This window comes from Sphaerisporangium sp. NPDC049457 (assembly GCF_055586705.1).
Window position 1 is genome coordinate 249,932 of sequence record NZ_JBVJHR010000009.1, and the last position, 15,159, is coordinate 265,090.

Annotated in this window: 17 protein-coding genes; 7 read left to right on the plus strand and 10 right to left on the minus strand. The window is 69.6% G+C overall.

The window, feature by feature from the left end; translation table 11 throughout:
• Positions 1 to 42: 42 nt before the first annotated feature.
• On the minus strand, positions 43 to 933 hold the full coding sequence (locus tag ACZ6QO_RS16575) for an alpha/beta fold hydrolase (protein WP_465851499.1): 891 nt from the start codon (positions 931 to 933) through the stop codon (positions 43 to 45).
• A gap of 62 nt (positions 934 to 995) precedes the next feature.
• Between ACZ6QO_RS16575 and ACZ6QO_RS16580 the strand changes: the two genes are divergently transcribed.
• Complete coding sequence (locus ACZ6QO_RS16580) at positions 996 to 1,598, plus strand: TetR/AcrR family transcriptional regulator (protein WP_465851501.1); 603 nt, start codon at positions 996 to 998, stop codon at positions 1,596 to 1,598.
• A 65-nt stretch (positions 1,599 to 1,663) separates the two neighbouring features.
• Here ACZ6QO_RS16580 and ACZ6QO_RS16585 read toward each other — a convergent pair whose 3' ends face one another.
• Together ACZ6QO_RS16585 and ACZ6QO_RS16590 are read right to left on the minus strand one after the other, a co-directional pair.
• Positions 1,664 to 2,188, minus strand: a complete 525-nt coding sequence (locus ACZ6QO_RS16585; RefSeq protein WP_465851503.1) for an SRPBCC domain-containing protein — start codon at positions 2,186 to 2,188, stop codon at positions 1,664 to 1,666.
• Complete coding sequence (locus tag ACZ6QO_RS16590; protein ID WP_465851504.1) at positions 2,185 to 2,505, minus strand: ArsR/SmtB family transcription factor; 321 nt, start codon at positions 2,503 to 2,505, stop codon at positions 2,185 to 2,187. The genes ACZ6QO_RS16585 and ACZ6QO_RS16590 overlap by 4 nt, the downstream gene beginning before the upstream one ends.
• A gap of 255 nt (positions 2,506 to 2,760) precedes the next feature.
• Here ACZ6QO_RS16590 and ACZ6QO_RS16595 point away from each other — a divergent pair, with 255 nt between their 5' ends.
• The 3 genes from ACZ6QO_RS16595 to ACZ6QO_RS16605 all read left to right on the plus strand — a co-directional run bounded on the left by ACZ6QO_RS16595 (position 2,761) and on the right by ACZ6QO_RS16605 (position 8,060).
• A complete protein-coding gene (locus tag ACZ6QO_RS16595) occupies positions 2,761 to 3,609 on the plus strand; it encodes a hypothetical protein (protein WP_465851506.1) in 849 nt (282 codons plus the stop codon).
• Between the two features lie 154 nt (positions 3,610 to 3,763).
• A complete protein-coding gene (locus ACZ6QO_RS16600; protein ID WP_465851508.1) occupies positions 3,764 to 4,192 on the plus strand; it encodes a VOC family protein in 429 nt (142 codons plus the stop codon).
• A 145-nt stretch (positions 4,193 to 4,337) separates the two neighbouring features.
• On the plus strand, positions 4,338 to 8,060 hold the full coding sequence (locus ACZ6QO_RS16605; protein ID WP_465851510.1) for a S8 family serine peptidase: 3,723 nt from the start codon (positions 4,338 to 4,340) through the stop codon (positions 8,058 to 8,060).
• 75 nt (positions 8,061 to 8,135) lie between these two features.
• Here the strand turns inward: ACZ6QO_RS16605 and ACZ6QO_RS16610 are convergent, their stop codons facing one another.
• Positions 8,136 to 8,660, minus strand: a complete 525-nt coding sequence (locus tag ACZ6QO_RS16610; protein ID WP_465851511.1) for a DoxX family protein — start codon at positions 8,658 to 8,660, stop codon at positions 8,136 to 8,138.
• A gap of 141 nt (positions 8,661 to 8,801) precedes the next feature.
• Between ACZ6QO_RS16610 and ACZ6QO_RS16615 the strand changes: the two genes are divergently transcribed.
• A complete protein-coding gene (locus tag ACZ6QO_RS16615) occupies positions 8,802 to 9,317 on the plus strand; it encodes a GNAT family N-acetyltransferase (protein WP_465851513.1) in 516 nt (171 codons plus the stop codon).
• Positions 9,318 to 9,341: 24 nt separating this feature from the next.
• Here the strand turns inward: ACZ6QO_RS16615 and ACZ6QO_RS16620 are convergent, their stop codons facing one another.
• Positions 9,342 to 9,683 carry a VOC family protein gene (locus ACZ6QO_RS16620; RefSeq protein WP_465851514.1) on the minus strand — a complete coding sequence of 114 codons (342 nt, stop codon included), beginning with the start codon at positions 9,681 to 9,683 and terminating at the stop codon, positions 9,342 to 9,344.
• A gap of 137 nt (positions 9,684 to 9,820) precedes the next feature.
• On the minus strand, positions 9,821 to 10,219 hold the full coding sequence (locus ACZ6QO_RS16625) for a hypothetical protein (RefSeq protein ID WP_465851516.1): 399 nt from the start codon (positions 10,217 to 10,219) through the stop codon (positions 9,821 to 9,823).
• A gap of 334 nt (positions 10,220 to 10,553) precedes the next feature.
• Here ACZ6QO_RS16625 and ACZ6QO_RS16630 point away from each other — a divergent pair, with 334 nt between their 5' ends.
• Positions 10,554 to 11,072, plus strand: coding sequence for a hypothetical protein (locus ACZ6QO_RS16630; RefSeq protein ID WP_465851518.1), 519 nt, complete (start codon positions 10,554 to 10,556; stop codon positions 11,070 to 11,072).
• 217 nt (positions 11,073 to 11,289) lie between these two features.
• Here the strand turns inward: ACZ6QO_RS16630 and ACZ6QO_RS16635 are convergent, their stop codons facing one another.
• Both ACZ6QO_RS16635 and ACZ6QO_RS16640 read right to left on the minus strand, forming a co-directional pair.
• On the minus strand, positions 11,290 to 11,496 hold the full coding sequence (locus tag ACZ6QO_RS16635) for a DUF397 domain-containing protein (protein ID WP_465851520.1): 207 nt from the start codon (positions 11,494 to 11,496) through the stop codon (positions 11,290 to 11,292).
• Between the two features lie 21 nt (positions 11,497 to 11,517).
• Positions 11,518 to 11,877, minus strand: coding sequence for a Scr1 family TA system antitoxin-like transcriptional regulator (locus tag ACZ6QO_RS16640; protein ID WP_465851522.1), 360 nt, complete (start codon positions 11,875 to 11,877; stop codon positions 11,518 to 11,520).
• 373 nt (positions 11,878 to 12,250) lie between these two features.
• Here ACZ6QO_RS16640 and ACZ6QO_RS16645 point away from each other — a divergent pair, with 373 nt between their 5' ends.
• A complete protein-coding gene (locus ACZ6QO_RS16645; RefSeq protein ID WP_465851523.1) occupies positions 12,251 to 12,883 on the plus strand; it encodes a Uma2 family endonuclease in 633 nt (210 codons plus the stop codon).
• A gap of 92 nt (positions 12,884 to 12,975) precedes the next feature.
• On the opposite strand, the gene ACZ6QO_RS16650 is transcribed toward ACZ6QO_RS16645, so the two are convergent.
• Together ACZ6QO_RS16650 and ACZ6QO_RS16655 are read right to left on the minus strand one after the other, a co-directional pair.
• Positions 12,976 to 13,908 (minus strand): hypothetical protein, encoded by a 933-nt coding sequence (locus tag ACZ6QO_RS16650; RefSeq protein ID WP_465851524.1) that lies wholly within the window; start codon positions 13,906 to 13,908, stop codon positions 12,976 to 12,978.
• Positions 13,909 to 14,463: 555 nt separating this feature from the next.
• On the minus strand, positions 14,464 to 15,093 hold the full coding sequence (locus tag ACZ6QO_RS16655; protein WP_465851526.1) for an LUD domain-containing protein: 630 nt from the start codon (positions 15,091 to 15,093) through the stop codon (positions 14,464 to 14,466).
• Positions 15,094 to 15,159: the final 66 nt, after the last annotated feature.

The window sequence follows — 15,159 nt, forward strand, 5'->3', positions numbered from 1 at the left end:
GCGGCCCACCACAGGTCGCGGGGCGCGAGGCCGCTCAGGGGATCAACGGGAGCCGAGGGACTCGACGAAGCGGAGGACCCGGGCGTTGACCTCGGCGGCGCACTGCCCCGCGATCGAGTGGGTGGCGCGCGGCCACAGCTCGGCCCGCACCCCTGGGATGAGGGCGCGAGCCCGCTCGAACGCCTTGGCCGGGTCGTGGACGACGCTGCGTCCGGCCACCACGACCAGGGCGGGGACGGCGATGGAGCGAAGCCGGTCGTCGGAGAAGTACTCGGGCGGCGGCAGGGCGATGCGATAGTGCGCCATGTTCGCGGCGATCACGCGCGCCACCGGGTCGTCCTGCGGAACCGGGTCGCCGCCGTTCACGTATCGCAGGAACCCCGGCATGGCCCGCGCCGCGGTGAACGGCAGCGCGACCGGGATGGTTCGCAGGATCATGCCGAGCGGTATGCGCGCCAAGGTGTTGGCGGGGTCGAGCATGGTGATCGACGCCACCCGCTCCGGCGCGCGTACGGCCTGGTTGCAGGCGAGCCACCCGCCGATCGACACCCCGACCAGGTGCGCGGACGCGATGCCGAGGCGTTCCAGCACGGCGGTGAACCAGGCCGCCTGGTCGGCGCCGCCGGCGATGGGGGCGGTCTGCACGCTGAGGCCGCCCTCCCCGAGCAGGTCCAGGACGTACACCCGGTGACGGCCGGCGAGGGCGGCGATGTTCGGCAGCCACATGACGCTGGTCGCGGCTCTGCCGTGCAGCAGGACCAGCGGCGTCCCCGAGGCCGCGCCGAACCCGTAGACGCGCACCCGGCCGAAGCCGGTGGGGACGTCCTCCGTCAGCTCCGGCGAGGGCAGCGCCGCCAGACCTCGCTGGTAGACCCGCTCGAACTCCGCCCGGGCCGCGGGTGACGCGAACCCGCCGATCCGCGGTCGCGGCATGACGGCACATCCTCTCTTTTACAATATGATCGTATTGTAAAAGAGCGGGACGGCGGCGCGCGATGCCCAAACAGGTGGACCACGACGAACGACGCCGGCGCATAGCGCGGGCGCTGTGGCGCATCGCCGCAGGCGGGGGGCTCGAATCGGTGAGCCTGCGGCAGGTCGCCGCCGAGGCGGGCACGTCCATCGGCCTGGTCCAGCACTACTTCGGCGGCAAGGCGGACATGCTCGCGTTCGCGGCGGCCCACCTGCGCGAACGGCTCGAAGAGCGCGTCCGGCGCGGCGTCGCCGGCCTGCCCGAGCCCGTCACGCACTCGGCGGCGCTGCGCGCCACATTGATCGCGTTGCTGCCGATGGACGCCGAGAGCCGCACCGAGACGCTGGTCGGCATCGCGTTCTTCAACCGGGCGCTCAGCGACCCGGCGCTGGCCGCCCGCTACCGGCGAGGCCGCGCCCTGCTCACCGCCGCGGTGGCCGACCGGCTGCGGGCGATGTCCGCACAGACCGCCGCGGACAGCGACGTCGAAACGGTCGCCGAGACGCTGCTGGCGCTGGTCGACGGGCTCGCCTCCGACCTGCTGCTCGGCCACCACACCCCCCGGCGGGCATTGGAGATCCTCGACCGCCACCTCGCGACCATCACCCGCCCGTCCCCGCGGTGAGCCGCAGCGCCTCAGCCCTCGGCCGCCGGCCCCCGGCGCGACGGCGCGGGCCGGGTCGCCGGGGGTCATTCCGCGAAGGTCTTGCCCGTCTCCAGCAGCGTCTTGAGGTCGCTGAGGACCCAGGCGTGGCCGCCGCCCGCGCCATGGTCCTCCCACTGGCCGCCGACGAGCGCCGCGAGCTTCGGCGCGCCTTCCAGCTCGTGGGTGAGGGTCAGGGAGCAGACACCGTCCGGCAGTTCCTTGATCTCGTGCGTGATCACGGTGAGACGCTCGGCGGCGATCTCCGGGTCCATGAGCATGCGGTAGGTGGTGACGAGCTTGCGCGGCGGGTCGGCCTCGACGACCTCGCCCTCGATGACCACGTCGGGGACCGGGCGCCCGTTGGCCGCGCCCGCGGCCTTGAACGGCTCGGTGGCGCGCATCCGCCACGCGCCGCCGGGGCGCAGGTCATAGTCCGCCAGGCCGGTGTAGCCGTATCGGGCCGTCCACTCGGGCTTGGTGATTGCGTCCCAGATGCGCTCGGGGGTGGCCCTGATGTAGACGCGGTAGACCTGTGTTGTGGTGGCCGGGGACGGCGCGGCGGTCATCATGCCTCGTTCTCCAGTTCTGCCTTCAGATCGGCCAGCGCCGTGACCTGGCGCTCGGTGTACTTGTCGATCCACCTGTCGTGGATCAGCCGGATCGGCACCGGGTTGAGGAAGTGGAGCTTCTCGCGGCCCGACCGGCGCGAGACGACCAGCCCTGCCTCTTCGAGCACCTTCAGGTGCTTCATCACGCCGAAGCGGGTCATCTCCAGTCCGGACTCGAGCTCGGTGAGCGTACGGCCGTCGCGCTCGAAGAGCAGGTCGAGGAGGAACCGGCGCGTCGGGTCCGCGAGGGCCTTGAACACGCGATCGTCGTCCGTCACCCCGCCAAATTACGTGACCAATAAGTCACACGTCAATCCATCCTCGCCCCTCGCCCGCCACCATCCCCCGATCCTCGCGCCACCCCATCCCGTCACCCCACTCCCGCATCAGACGCCCGCCACCCCCAGGGATGACCTCGGTGTGAGGTTGTGGAGACCTTGCGGGTATGGGTGTCCACCATGGCCAAGGAGACAGGGAGCCCGTCGGCGAGGCCGCGATAACCTCGTGCCTGGAGCCGGGGACAAGGAGTCGCGATGAGATGCCCGCTCACGAGAACGGCGAAGGTCGTGCCGATCGCCCTCTTGGCCGCGGCCCTCGCCGGATGCGGCGCCACCACGACCGGCACCGCCTCCGCGAGCACCGTCCCCGCGACCGGCACCCCCCTTACAAGCGCCGCCTCCGCGAGCGCCGCCACCGCGAGCCGGGGCTCCGTCCCCGTCGAGTCCGAGAGCGAGCCTCGCCGGCTGGTCGCGCAATGGGAGTCCTTCGGCGGGTTCGCCGCCACCCGCAGAGAGCTGAGTCCGCCCAAGGTCGCCGTCTACGGCGACGGCCTGGTGGTCGCGGACGCCGAGCGGCGGATCACCCTGAAACCGGCCGAGGTGACCGCCCTGGTCCGCGCCCTGCGCCGCGATCTCGCCGGCCAGGTCCCGACCCCGTCCCCCACCGCGGGCGCGCGCGTCTTCGACGCAATGACGACGGTGCTGGCAGTGCGCAGCGGCGGCACCATGCGGTCGGTCACCGCCTACGGCCTGCAGGAGACCCGCTCCGAACACGCCTATCCGCCCGGTCTGTACCACGCGCTCGACACGATGAACGGGCTGGCCGCCCGGGCCGCCCGCAAGTCCTCCCCCTACACCGCCGGCCGCGTGCTGCTGATCGCCCAGCCCCGTCCGGGCGAGAACGGCAGGCCTTGGCCGGGCCCGGTCCCCCAGCCCTCCGCCACCAACGAGTCGGTCGCCATCAGGCACCTGTCCGGCGCCAAGGCCCGCGCCGTGGTCCGCCTCGTCCACCGCGACCCCAGAAGGGGCACCTGGCCCCTCTACCGCGACCACCACAACCACACCTACGCCCTCTCGTGGAGATACCTCCTCCCCTCCGAGTGACCACCACGCGACATCCCGCCCCCGGGCACAACCGACTCGCGACCGGCAGCGCCTCGTGCGTTCCCCGCGGCGCCGGCCGGCGTGCCCGGCGGCGTGCGATCGGCCGGCGAATCGGCCGGCGAATCTGTCGGTGGCCGCGGGCATACTGCCGGGCATGGAGGCACGGATCTCTCTCATCACCCTCGGCGTCGCCGATCTCGCGCGGTCCCACCACTTCTACAAGCACGGCCTCGGCCTGCCGACCACCCGCGCACCCGAGGAGGGCATCGTCTTCTTCCAGACCTCGGGGGCCGCACTCGCCCTCTATCCGTACGCCGAACTGGCCAAGGACGTCGGCCCCGGCTGGGACGCGCCTCGATCCAGGTTCCCGGGCATCACCCTGGCGCACAACGTCCGCGAGCGTCACCAGGTCGACGAGGTCCTCGACCAGGCGGCGGCCGCCGGCGCCGACATCGTCAAACCGGCCGGGGACACCTTCTGGGGCGGCTACTCCGGTTACTTCACCGACCCCGACGGCTACCTCTGGGAGGTCGCCTGGGGCGCCTTCCCCTTCAACGACGACGGCTCGCTCAAGGTCTCCTGAACGGCGCCGGGCGGCTTCGGACGGAGGGCTGAGGTCACAGAGATAGTTCCAGTCGTAATAAAACCGACATTAACCCCAAATACCCTCCCCCGGGATGATCAGCAACAATCAGCCCCACACTGCTGATCAATCACAGGGAAACCCCTTGAGACAACCGCACAAACGCTGGAGCGTGCTGGCGATCGCCGGCGCTTCCGTTCTCGCGCTCGCGAGTCCGGTCACCGCTTCCGCGGACACCCCCCTTCCCCCCGCTTCCTCGGGCGCGGCCCAGACCGCCTCGGACGGCGTGCCGCCGGGCACCCACTCGGTCACGCTGATCACCGGGGACGTCGTCACCACCCGCCAGTCCCCGGGACGGCCCGGAGGCACGGTGACCGTCCGCGGCCCCGGCGGGTCGCCGGCCCAGGCCCACGTCATGGAGTCCTCGGGCGATCTCTACGTCTACCCCGAGTCCGTCCTCCCGTACGTGGCCCAGGGCATCCTGGACCGCCGGCTGTTCGACATCAGCGATCTCGTCGCCGACGGGTACGACGACGCGCGCCGCGACCGGCTGCCGCTTATCGTCGCCTACGCCCAGAGCGCCGCCACCCTGCGCCCGAGCGGTCCGCCTCCGGGCGCCACGCGGGTACGCGACTTCACCACGATCAAGGGCGCCGCGCTCACCCAGGACCGCGCCCGGGCCGCCGACTTCTGGGGCGCGGTCACCGCGCCGCCCGCCCCCGGCTCCCGGACGGCCGACCCCGCGAAGCCGGCCTTCGCCGGCGGCATCGCACGGATCTGGCTGGACGCCACCGTGAAGGCCGACCTCGCCGACACCACGGCACAGATCGGCGCCCCCGAGGTGTGGGCGGGCGGTGACACCGGGCAGGGCGTGGACGTCGCCGTCCTCGACACCGGCGTGGACACCGGGCATCCGGACCTCGCCGGCCGCCTCGCCGCCACGCGGAGCTTCGTCCCGGACGAGACCGTGGAAGACCACCACGGTCACGGCACGCACGTCGCGTCCACCATCGCCGGCACCGGCGCGGCCTCCGACGGCAAGGAGAAGGGCGTCGCGCCCGGCGCCGAGCTCCACGTCGGCAAGGTGCTCGCCGACAACGGCACCGGGCAGGAGTCCTGGGTGCTGGCCGGCATGGAATGGGCCGCGGTCGAGCAGCACGCCAAGGTCATCAACATGAGCCTCGGCTCGGACACCCCCTCCGACGGCACCGACCCGCAGAGCGAGGCGGTCAACCGTCTCAGCGCGCAGACCGGCGCGCTGTTCGTGGTCGCCGCGGGCAACACCGGCACCCCCTACAGCCTGAGCGGCCCGGGAGCGGCGGACGCGGCGCTGACCGTGGGCGCCGTCGACGCCACGGACGCGGTGGCGTTCTTCTCCAGCCAGGGTCCCCGGGTCGGTGACGGCGCACTGAAGCCCGAGATCACCGCTCCGGGCGTCGACGTCCTCGCCGCCCGCTCGCAGTACGCGGCCGGTGAAGGCGCGTACCAGACGATGAGCGGCACGTCCATGGCCAGCCCGCACGTGGCGGGCGCCGCGGCCCTGCTCGCCGCGGCCCGCCCCGAACTGACCGGCGGCCAGCTGAAGGATCTGCTGACCAGCAGTTCCCGGCGGACCCCCGACTACGACGCGTTCCAGGCCGGCAGCGGCCGGTTGGACGTCGCGGCGGCCGTGCGCGCGGGCGTCTTCGCCACGGCGACCGCCTTCGCCGGGCAGGTGCGGGCGGACGCCGCCGGAGCGGCCGAGCGCCCGGTGACCTACACCAACACCACCGGCTCCCCGGTCACCCTCGACCTCGCCGTCGAGGCGCCGAACGCGCCCGAGGGCATGTTCCGGCTGTCCGCCGACCGGGTCGTCGTGCCCGCGCACGGCACCGCCGGGGTCACCGTCACGATCGACGGCTCCAAGGCGACCGGCGACGGCCGCTACAGCGGCCAGATCCTCGCGACCGACTCGGCCGGGAACCCGGCGGCGCACACCGCCGTGTCCCTGGGCGACGTGGCGCACAAGCTGACCATGGTGCTCAAGAACGCGCAGGGCGAGCCCATGTCGGGCGTCGTCCAGCTTCTCAGGTCGGGCCAGGACTTCCCCGAGTTCTGGATCATCGACCAGTCCGGCACGGCCGAGACGTACCTGCCCCGCGACGTGTACTCGGTGCTGTCCTTCAAGACCGTGCAGGGCGTGCACGGGCCGAACTCGCAGGGCATGGCGCTGCTCGGCGACCCCGAGGTCACCATGGACCGGGACACCACCGTCACCCTCGACGCCGGGAAGATCCGCCGGGTCGAGATGACCGCCCCGCAGAAGACCGAGGTGACCTACCAGCGCCTGGAGTACAACCGTTCGATGGGCGGCTGGGCCTGGCGCGACTACATGGAGACCCAGACCAGCTTCGACAGCCTCTGGGCCCAGCCCACGACCGACAAGGTCACCCACGGCGACTTCTATCTCTCCGCCCGGTGGCGCAAGGAACTGCCCGCGCTGAGCGTCTCCTCCCGCACGACCGACTTCACCGACGTGCTGCGGCAGGACGCCATCACCCCGCTGCCGGAGGGCCGCCACAAGCTGCCCGCCGTCTTCGCCGGGAACGGCGCGAGCGCGGACTACGCCGGGCTCGACGCGCGCGGTAAGGCCGTGGTGGTGCGCCGCAACAGCGCGGTCGGCGACGCCGACCAGGCGACGGCCGCCGCGCGGGCGGGCGCGAAGCTCCTGCTGGTCGGGAACGACGAGCCGGGACGGCGGTTCCGCCCCTACAGCCTCGACCCGTTCACGCCCGCCCCGATCGACGTCGCGCTGCTCAGCACCGACGAGGGCGAGAAGCTCATCGAGCAGGTCCGCGGCGGCAAGGCCACGCTCACGGTCGAGTCCCGGCCGGTCAGCCCGTACGTCTACGACCTCATGCGGACCTGGCACAACGAGATCCCGCGCGACATGGTCGTGCAGGGCGGTCCGAAGAACCTGGCACGGGTGGACGTCACCTTCGACAGCCCGGACCCGACGCGCGGCGGCGGCGAGTACCGGTTCGACTGGCCCTCGTACTCAAACTGGGGCATCGGCCTCACGATGCGGGAGCCGGTGAACGGCAAGCGCGTCGACTGGGTGTCCACCGGTGGCGAGAACACCTGGGGCCAGGAGGCCTACGTCGACGGGCTGATCTACGAGATCGAGCCGCGCATCTCCTACCGGCCCGGCAGCACCCAGGCGCAGGAGTGGTTCAAGCCGATCGAGCGCCCCCACCTCAACGACAACTACAAGCTGCCCAGCCGCAGCGGAAGCTGGCTGAGCTTCGACGTCCCCGGCTACGGCGGCGCCGACCACGTCGGCATGTCGATGGACTACGAGCGCACCCACCAGACCCTCACCCTGTACCAGGGCGAGACGCGGCTCGCGCAGGGGACGGGCACCGTCGTGGGCGCGGCCGCGCCCGGCGAGGACCGGCTGCCCTACCGGCTGGTCGTGGAGAACAGCCGGGACGCCTCGGTCAGCCCCTACTCCTCGACCACCAGTACGGAATGGACCTTCACCTCCAAGGCCCCGGAGCAGCAGGACGCCCAGGAGGTCCTGCCGCTGATCCAGCTCGACTACCGGGTCTCGGCCGACGAGGCCGGCAAGGTGGCGAGGAAGGACTACCTGACCGTCTCCGCAGCGTCCCTGCCGGGCGCGGCCGGGGCCGGGCGGATCGGCCCGATCACCCTTGAGCTGTCCTACGACGACGGGAAGACCTGGCAGCGTTCCGACCACGGCCACGACGGACGGTACCGGCTGGCCGCCCCGAAGAAGGCCTCGTATGTGTCCCTGCGGGCGACCGCGACGGACTCGACCGGCAACGCCGTCACCCAGACGGTGATCAGAGCCGTCGGCCTGCGTTGACCCACCTCGCCCGGCGCCGGCCCCGGCGCCGGGCGAGGTGCCGCTGACCCGCCGGGCCGCCGGCCGACCGGTCCGTCAGTCCGCGCTCCCGGAAGCCGGGAGCGGACGAGGGGCGGCCGCACGACCCGGACGTCCTGCGGGCAAGCCCGCCGCCCAGAGGGCCACGCCGACGTAGAGGACCTGCTCGGGGATGCGCTGCCACAACGGCGACGCCGCCTCCCCTGCCAGGGTCACCCCGTCCAGCGCGGCGTGGACGTTGGCCGGGAGCATGAGCACGAACAGCAGCGCCAGGCAGACTCCGGCCGCCCGGCGGGTGGCGGGGAGCACCAGGCCCACCGCCCCGGCCAGTTCCAGGACGCCGGTCAGATAGACCACGAGGGCGGGGAACGGGACGAACGGCGGAACCATGGCCACCATGTCGGCGTGGTTCGGCATGACGGTCACATCCGACGGGACGAAGTGCGCGCCGGCCGTCATCACCAGCATGACGGCCAAGCCGTGCCCTGCGCTGACCCGCCAGGTGGTGAAGCGGGCCACCCCGAACACCGCGCCCAGCAGGCGGAAGCACAGCGCGGCCACAACGAGAACGATCACGGTCATTGGACTCACCCTCCTTGGATAGTCACCCTATCCAATCTCTGGATAGCTTCGCTATCCAGAGTGGGATCGATCACCGACGGACGGCCCCGCCCCGGCCCCCTCCGGACCGCGAGCGGCGCCCGGCTCGTAGGCTCTGCGCCCATGGACTTCTTGGTGCGCCACGCTCGGCCGGAGGACTACGAGGCTCTCGCGGAGCTGACCGTCGAGGTCTACAGAGATCTGATCTCCGCCGAGCCCAAGGCGCAGGTGTACCTGGAGCGGATGCGGGACGTCGAGACCCGCGCCAAGGAGAGCGAACTGCTGGTCGCGGCGGACCTCGGCACCGGCGAGATCCTCGGCGGAGTCTCCTTCGTCCAGCACGGCGACGCGTTCTCCAACACGGCGAGGCCGGGCGAGGGCGAGTTCCGCCTGCTCGCGGTGGCCCGGACAGCGCAGCGACGCGGGATCGGCGAGGCCCTCGTCCAGGCGTGCCTCGACCGGGCCGCGCGGCTCGGCCTGCGAAGCGTCGCCATCCTCACCCAGCACAACATGCTGTCCGCCCACCGGCTCTACGCCCGCATGGGCTTCACCCGGGCCCCCGAGCGCGACAGAGAGCCCATCCCCGGCGTCGTCCTATGGGCCCTCACCACCGAAGTCCCGCCGTCTCCCCCCCACTGAAGGCGCCCTTGGCCGCGCCGCCGGTCAGAGCGGAGCGCCGCCGAGGCCGATCTCGTTGCCGTCCGGGTCACGGTAGGTGATCTTGCGGACGCCGTTGGAGTAGGTCTCCCGGTTCACGGGTTCGAGCCCCCGGCCGGCGATCTGGGCGACGCGTTCGTCCAGGTCGTCGACGAAAATGGTGTGCATGGCGTGGCCCGCACGCTCCGGCAGATGCTCGACGTACAGGTAGCGGTGTTCCGCCAGTTCCCACACGGCCTCGGTGTCATTGGGCAGGAAGGTCGGCGCAGACCCCAGCAACAGCTCGTACCACCGCAGGGCCGCGGCGTAGTCGGTGACGGCGATTCCGGCGAACAAGTCGAGAGCCATGCCGCGATCGTACGGACCTGCTACGACGATCCGGCCTTCGAACTCTCCGGCGAAGCCCGCCTTGATCGCCACCGGTTTCGACCCGGTCGGCCAGCGGGGGGCACGCATTGCGCGTCGCCCGGCCAGGGTCGGCGCGGTCAGGCGGCGTGGGATCGGCGGATCGTGAGATCCCTGACGAAGACCGCGATGAGCAGGAACGCCGCAGGGAGGAAGGCCATGCCCAGCCCGAGGGCGAGCATGATGGCCCACACCGTCATGGCGATCGCCCCGATCGCGTCGGCCACGGTCGTGCCACGCGCCATAAGGTCGGCGGCGACCGGGATCACCGCGGCCACCACGGGCACTCCCAGCAGGTAGGCCGCGGCGGAGCCGGAGTCGCCGACCGTGAAGGGCGTCAGCGCGGCGGCCGTGATCACGGTCAGCGCCAGCGCGGCCCAGCGCAGGATGCGCGAGCCGTTGGCCGGCGCCCAACCCGCGACCACGCCCCCCACGATGACGGCGACGATGAAGACGAGCAGTGTCAGATGGCCCATCATTGCTGCTCCCGGGACGAGGGGGCGAGACGATCGAGGCAGATTCGGACCGGCCACTTCCGCCGGAGCCGACCGATCAGCCCACCGAGATGCCGCTGCTCGATCTCATGACTGGGCGCTGCGCACCCGGTGGGTAAGCCGCTGATAGCAGAATCGCGCATGGAATCGCATCTCGTCCATCTTCGCCGGCCACCAGCCCGTTATTCCTGCGGGAACGAGGCCGGCCGGGCCGGGCCGGCGAAGGGCGTACTCGGCTCCACCACGGCGGTCGCGGCGCCGACGTGACCCGGCTGGGACCGGCCGGAAATGTCAGTCCATGATCGTACGCTCGCCACCCATGACCGATCTTCATACCGTGTCGTTCGACCTCGACGTCCACTACCGGCAGGCGTACCTCATCGACGACACCGACGACGCCATGGGCTTCGAGGACCTGCCGGACGACCACCCTGCGCATCCTGTCGGGATCATACGGGTGGAGGACGATGGCGCCTTCCTGATCACGGGCCTGCACACGGGAACGGTCGGCTTCTCGGTGACGGTGGCCGACGGCGACCCGGGAGCGGACACCGACGGGTACGAGGACGTCGTCGAGATCAGCTTTGAGTCCATGGCCGGGCACTTCTCCCTGCACGAGTGGGGCGGGAATACCCACGACCTTCCCGCGCTGCCCGCAGGGCCGGCGTGGTACCGGCTGCGCTACCACGCCGTGAACATGGACAAAGCGGCGGAGGCGGACACCTCCAGGAAGATCATCGATCGCTACCTGCTGCAGATCTGGCCTCAGCCCGAGTCCGACCCGCGCGTCGTCAAGAGCACGAGCGAACAACTCGCCTACTGGCGCACCGCGAACTGAACCAAAGCCAGCACCGGCCAAGCCCCTCTCACCCGACCCACGCGGCAGCGACCAGCAGTTCACCCCACCGGTCTCCGCCCACACCCGAGCGGAGACCCAGTAACCCGCATCGACCCCACGCCAAGCTCCGTACCGACCAGAGCCGCGCCGGATCTTGCGATGGCCGCAATCCCGGCGCCGTTCACGGCGTCGCGTGGAGAACTGATGCCCGGTTCCCTCAACGCGACAGATCGCCGTCCTTCACTCCAGCGATGAACGCCTCCCATTCCGGGAGAGCACATCTCAACATTGGCCCATTTTGTCGCTTACTGTCCCTGACGCCTCTTACGTCGCGTGACAGCGCGGCCACTTCGACGCAGTTTTGGCCGTTGCCGCTATGAGAGCTCCTATGCCACACCAGACGCGAAAGATCCGACAGATACACCGGCCCTCCTTCCTAGGATGTTCACCCTGCTCCGGCCAGGATCTTCGAAATCAGCTCGCCAGACTCCTCCATGTCCAACGCCTTAGCGCGAAGGTGGTCAAACGCCAACGTATACCGATATACGTCCCTCTCATCCTCCACGTAAAGACTGCCGGTGAGGTTCTCCAGGTACGCGACGTCACCTGTTCCAAAGTGAGCTGAGCGCGTTACCGTAACTGCCGAAGTTCCGACGCCAGGCGACGTCTGCGAACCGTTGGACTGCCCAATTGCTTTATATTCGACTGTCCCTCTGGGGCCGCGACTGAAGACCTCTGCGTGCGGGTCACCGACCACGGCGAGGGGCGGCCCCGTCAACTGGACCTGGGGGTGGAAGCGGTTCACGGGCGTGGACTGGCAATCGTCTCCGCCCTCGCCTACGAGTTCGGCGTGGTTCCCCTTCCGTCAGGGCCTGGCAAGACGATTTGGGCTCGCCGGCCTCTCACAGTGGCAGCGTCACAGTCGAACTGCGCAGAGACCACGATTTCGATCCCTAGGCCAAGGACGCCGCAGGATGACTCCGCGCGAGTGGAGAACGAGAGCAACGGCATCTGACTCCGCCTCTGGAACTCCCGACTAAGGAGTCCGAGAGGCGAAGCGCCTGCGATCGGAGGCGAGGCCCTTCCTGAAGCGAGTCCGGATCGTCGCGGAGGGGCGGTGTCGGCACGTACCCGTAGGCTTGCATCGTCAGATGCGGACAGTGACGAGGAGACGTCGGATGACAGCCCTGCCGGACGACAGCTGGCTTCTCAACATCCGCCCGCAACCAGCGCGAGTCACCGCTGAAGAGTACGACGCGCTCCCCGAGGAGATCGCCCGAGCCATCGAGATCGTCGACGGCTACGTGGTCTACTGCGCGGCGCCGACACCTGACCACCAGACCGCCGGCAGGCGATTGGCCAACCTGCTGGAACGTCACGCCAGAGCCGCGATGGACGCAGGCTACGAGTGCCTGACCGTGAACAACGACGTGGACCTACGCCTGCGCGATCTGCCGCTGCTCAATCGGCGGCCTGACATCGCGCTCTACAGATGCCTTGACAGGGAACGGGGCGAACGGCTATGCGCGGAACATGCCCTGCTGGTCGTGGAGATCGTGTCGCCCGGATCCGAGACACAGGACACGACCGACAAACTGGGCGAGTACGCCAAAGCGGGCATTCCGCACTATTGGATCGTCCGCCTGGACCGGACGGGCGTCTCGATCATCGAACGCTACCGCCTGGATCGTGCGGCGATGCTTTACAAGCACATCGGCACCTTCATGAAGGACGAGTCCGAGTTCGGCGAGGCCCCCAGGGTCACCAACCCGATCCCCATGGTCATCGATTGGACTGAGCTCCAGTTCTGAGAGTTAAGCGCATCGACGGCGGCGTCCAGGCCATCCGCGACAACCCCGGATCCCAAGGCGAGCCTCAACGCCCGCCATCGGCAGTACGACTCTCAGGAGTGCGCGGCAGGCGGCTGCGCCAACAACGGAGCTTGCATCGGACCGGCAGCGGGATGGAGAGGCAATACGAGGTCGAACAGCGGATCAAGATCAGGAATCTCTGCGCCTGGCGGCACTGTCCACCCCCACTCACGCTCGGCGGGAGTCCACACATCTTGTAAGTGCGGATAAGGGTTGGTGAGACCGAGTTCGGCCGGAGGCGCAGGCAACTTCACCGCCAAGCGCGGCACCCGATTCCAGTAGACATCGATTACGAACACGTTGTATCCGCCAGAGCGCTGGATAGCGGCATACCCCTTCCTCATGACCGCCTGCCAGGCGAGTTCGCGTTTTTCGATCTCGTCGCTGATCGCCTCGAGAAGGCGCCTGCCAGTCGCGACCCTTTCCTGCGGAATGCGCAGCTCCTCGACATATGACTCCCAGGTCCACAAGGTGGCCTGTGCACGGTTACGCTGAGTGTCCTTGGTGAAGTCGTTGGGCTTGACCACGACCTTGAAGTTCGGCGCGGGAGCGGAATCGCCTATACGGAGCACCTCGACCTCCACCCCGAAGAACCCGATCTCGCTGACGGTGTTGTCGTTGAGCCACTCGAGCACGGCGGCATGCTCTTCGGTCAGGGTCTGGGCGACCCAGATCACGACCTTGGCCTGCGTGCCGGCGCAGTAGGTGAGAAGTTGCCCCAGATGTCCGTGATCAGTTGACTCGAGCTGATTCTCGACCACGACAACCCGTCCCTGGGCATCCTCTAGCAGAAGATCCAGGGCGTATCTGCCGACCGCGTACTCCCTATGCCGGAGATCGAGCGCGAGCCCGACGGCTTGCCCAAGAACGTCGAGATTGTCGGCGAGCCAAGGAGTGAAATCCTTGGCTTCGTTCGGCCAAATTGAGCGTAATGGCACGGATGCAAGCCTGCCCAGTTTCACCATGTCTTCTCATCTATCACCTGTTGAAGTGGTCGGAGAAGATGAACGGCACTTCTGCTGCACAACTGGGACTAGTACTCCAGTGAGAGTTCGGGATCTGGCTGGTTGTGGTGGCATGGGTACGGCCACCGCGTGATCATCAGTGTTTGTGATGACATCCGAAGATCGTGCGATGGCCGTGGGCCACAGCGTAGACCCTGCCGGGTGGCAGCCGCTGACTCCTCCATCTTCGGAGGTGCCGCTCATCGGAACCGAAGCCGCGACTCCCCGCCCCAGGTCCCCCCAGGACGACGCCATGCCGGCAGAACACGAGCACAAAGGCCGCTGAGATTCGAGAGCGGGAGTCCCACGATCGTCCGCCCGACGATCATCGAATCCACGGCGGAAAGAGAGATGTGATGGCTGGGTACAGCCGCTGGGTTCGTCCGCGAATCGACCTCGATGACGCCGAATCGAGCGCGATCCATGCCCGTACAGAGTTGGCGGGTGGCACGAGAGCGGCCGTCTGGAGCATGCGAGCCAGACGGCCGGAGGACTCGAGCGGTTCGAGGTGAGGTCTCAGAATCCGATGGCTTCGCGGAGCAACAAGACGGTGCCGCGCCCGGGATGGAGTTCCGCGTTGAGGATGAGGAGGCGGTTGACGGCACTGGGCCGCCCGTACGCCTCCTCGGCGCGAACGTTTTCCAGCGGCAGGCAGTGTTCTTCGACGCGGCGCAGCGCGGCGCCCAGGTCGGGGACCACCTTCTGCGCCCCGACGACCCAGATCGCGCGGGCGGCGCCGCCGGCGTACCCGGGCAGCTGGCTTCCGCTGGCCGAGGCGACCACAAGGGAACCTGTCTCGGTGACCGCTGCGACGCTGCCCACGATGACGTCGGGGCTGGCGATCAGCCGCCAGATGTCGCGGACGGCGGTGACGCGGTCCATGCCCAGAGTGCGTGATTTGACGGCGTCGTAGCGTCCGCTGGTGTTGATGTCCTCATCGATGCCGGACAGGCGGAGGGTCTCGCTGGCCCCGGTGAACACGCTGGCGCCCTCGGGGATCAGATCTTTGACGCGGGTACGTGCGGCGGCGGCGTCATCGAGGATCTCCACGGCGAAATTGTTCGCCCTCAGCGCGGCGGCCACCCGCTCCAGGCGCTCCGCGGGCGCCGGGGCGGTGAACGGTGGTGCCGGCATCGAGGTGGTCATAGGTGTCTCCTGGTCTGGTCTGGTCGTGGCGGTGCGGGTCATAGGGCGCAGGTGTGGTCGGATCGG

Bases quoted from the DNA above. Each gene is read 5' to 3' on its own strand.
- ACZ6QO_RS16575 (WP_465851499.1), bottom strand. From the start codon at position 933: ATGCCGCGACCGCGGATCGGCGGGTTCGCGTCACCCGCGGCCCGGGCG.
- ACZ6QO_RS16580 (WP_465851501.1), top strand. From the start codon at position 996: ATGCCCAAACAGGTGGACCACGACGAACGACGCCGGCGCATAGCGCGG.
- ACZ6QO_RS16585 (WP_465851503.1), bottom strand. From the start codon at position 2,188: ATGATGACCGCCGCGCCGTCCCCGGCCACCACAACACAGGTCTACCGC.
- ACZ6QO_RS16595 (WP_465851506.1), top strand. From the start codon at position 2,761: ATGAGATGCCCGCTCACGAGAACGGCGAAGGTCGTGCCGATCGCCCTC.
- ACZ6QO_RS16600 (WP_465851508.1), top strand. From the start codon at position 3,764: ATGGAGGCACGGATCTCTCTCATCACCCTCGGCGTCGCCGATCTCGCG.
- ACZ6QO_RS16610 (WP_465851511.1), bottom strand. From the start codon at position 8,660: ATGACCGTGATCGTTCTCGTTGTGGCCGCGCTGTGCTTCCGCCTGCTG.
- ACZ6QO_RS16615 (WP_465851513.1), top strand. From the start codon at position 8,802: ATGGACTTCTTGGTGCGCCACGCTCGGCCGGAGGACTACGAGGCTCTC.
- ACZ6QO_RS16620 (WP_465851514.1), bottom strand. From the start codon at position 9,683: ATGGCTCTCGACTTGTTCGCCGGAATCGCCGTCACCGACTACGCCGCG.
- ACZ6QO_RS16625 (WP_465851516.1), bottom strand. From the start codon at position 10,219: ATGATGGGCCATCTGACACTGCTCGTCTTCATCGTCGCCGTCATCGTG.
- ACZ6QO_RS16630 (WP_465851518.1), top strand. From the start codon at position 10,554: ATGACCGATCTTCATACCGTGTCGTTCGACCTCGACGTCCACTACCGG.
- ACZ6QO_RS16645 (WP_465851523.1), top strand. From the start codon at position 12,251: ATGACAGCCCTGCCGGACGACAGCTGGCTTCTCAACATCCGCCCGCAA.
- ACZ6QO_RS16650 (WP_465851524.1), bottom strand. From the start codon at position 13,908: ATGGTGAAACTGGGCAGGCTTGCATCCGTGCCATTACGCTCAATTTGG.
- ACZ6QO_RS16655 (WP_465851526.1), bottom strand. From the start codon at position 15,093: ATGACCACCTCGATGCCGGCACCACCGTTCACCGCCCCGGCGCCCGCG.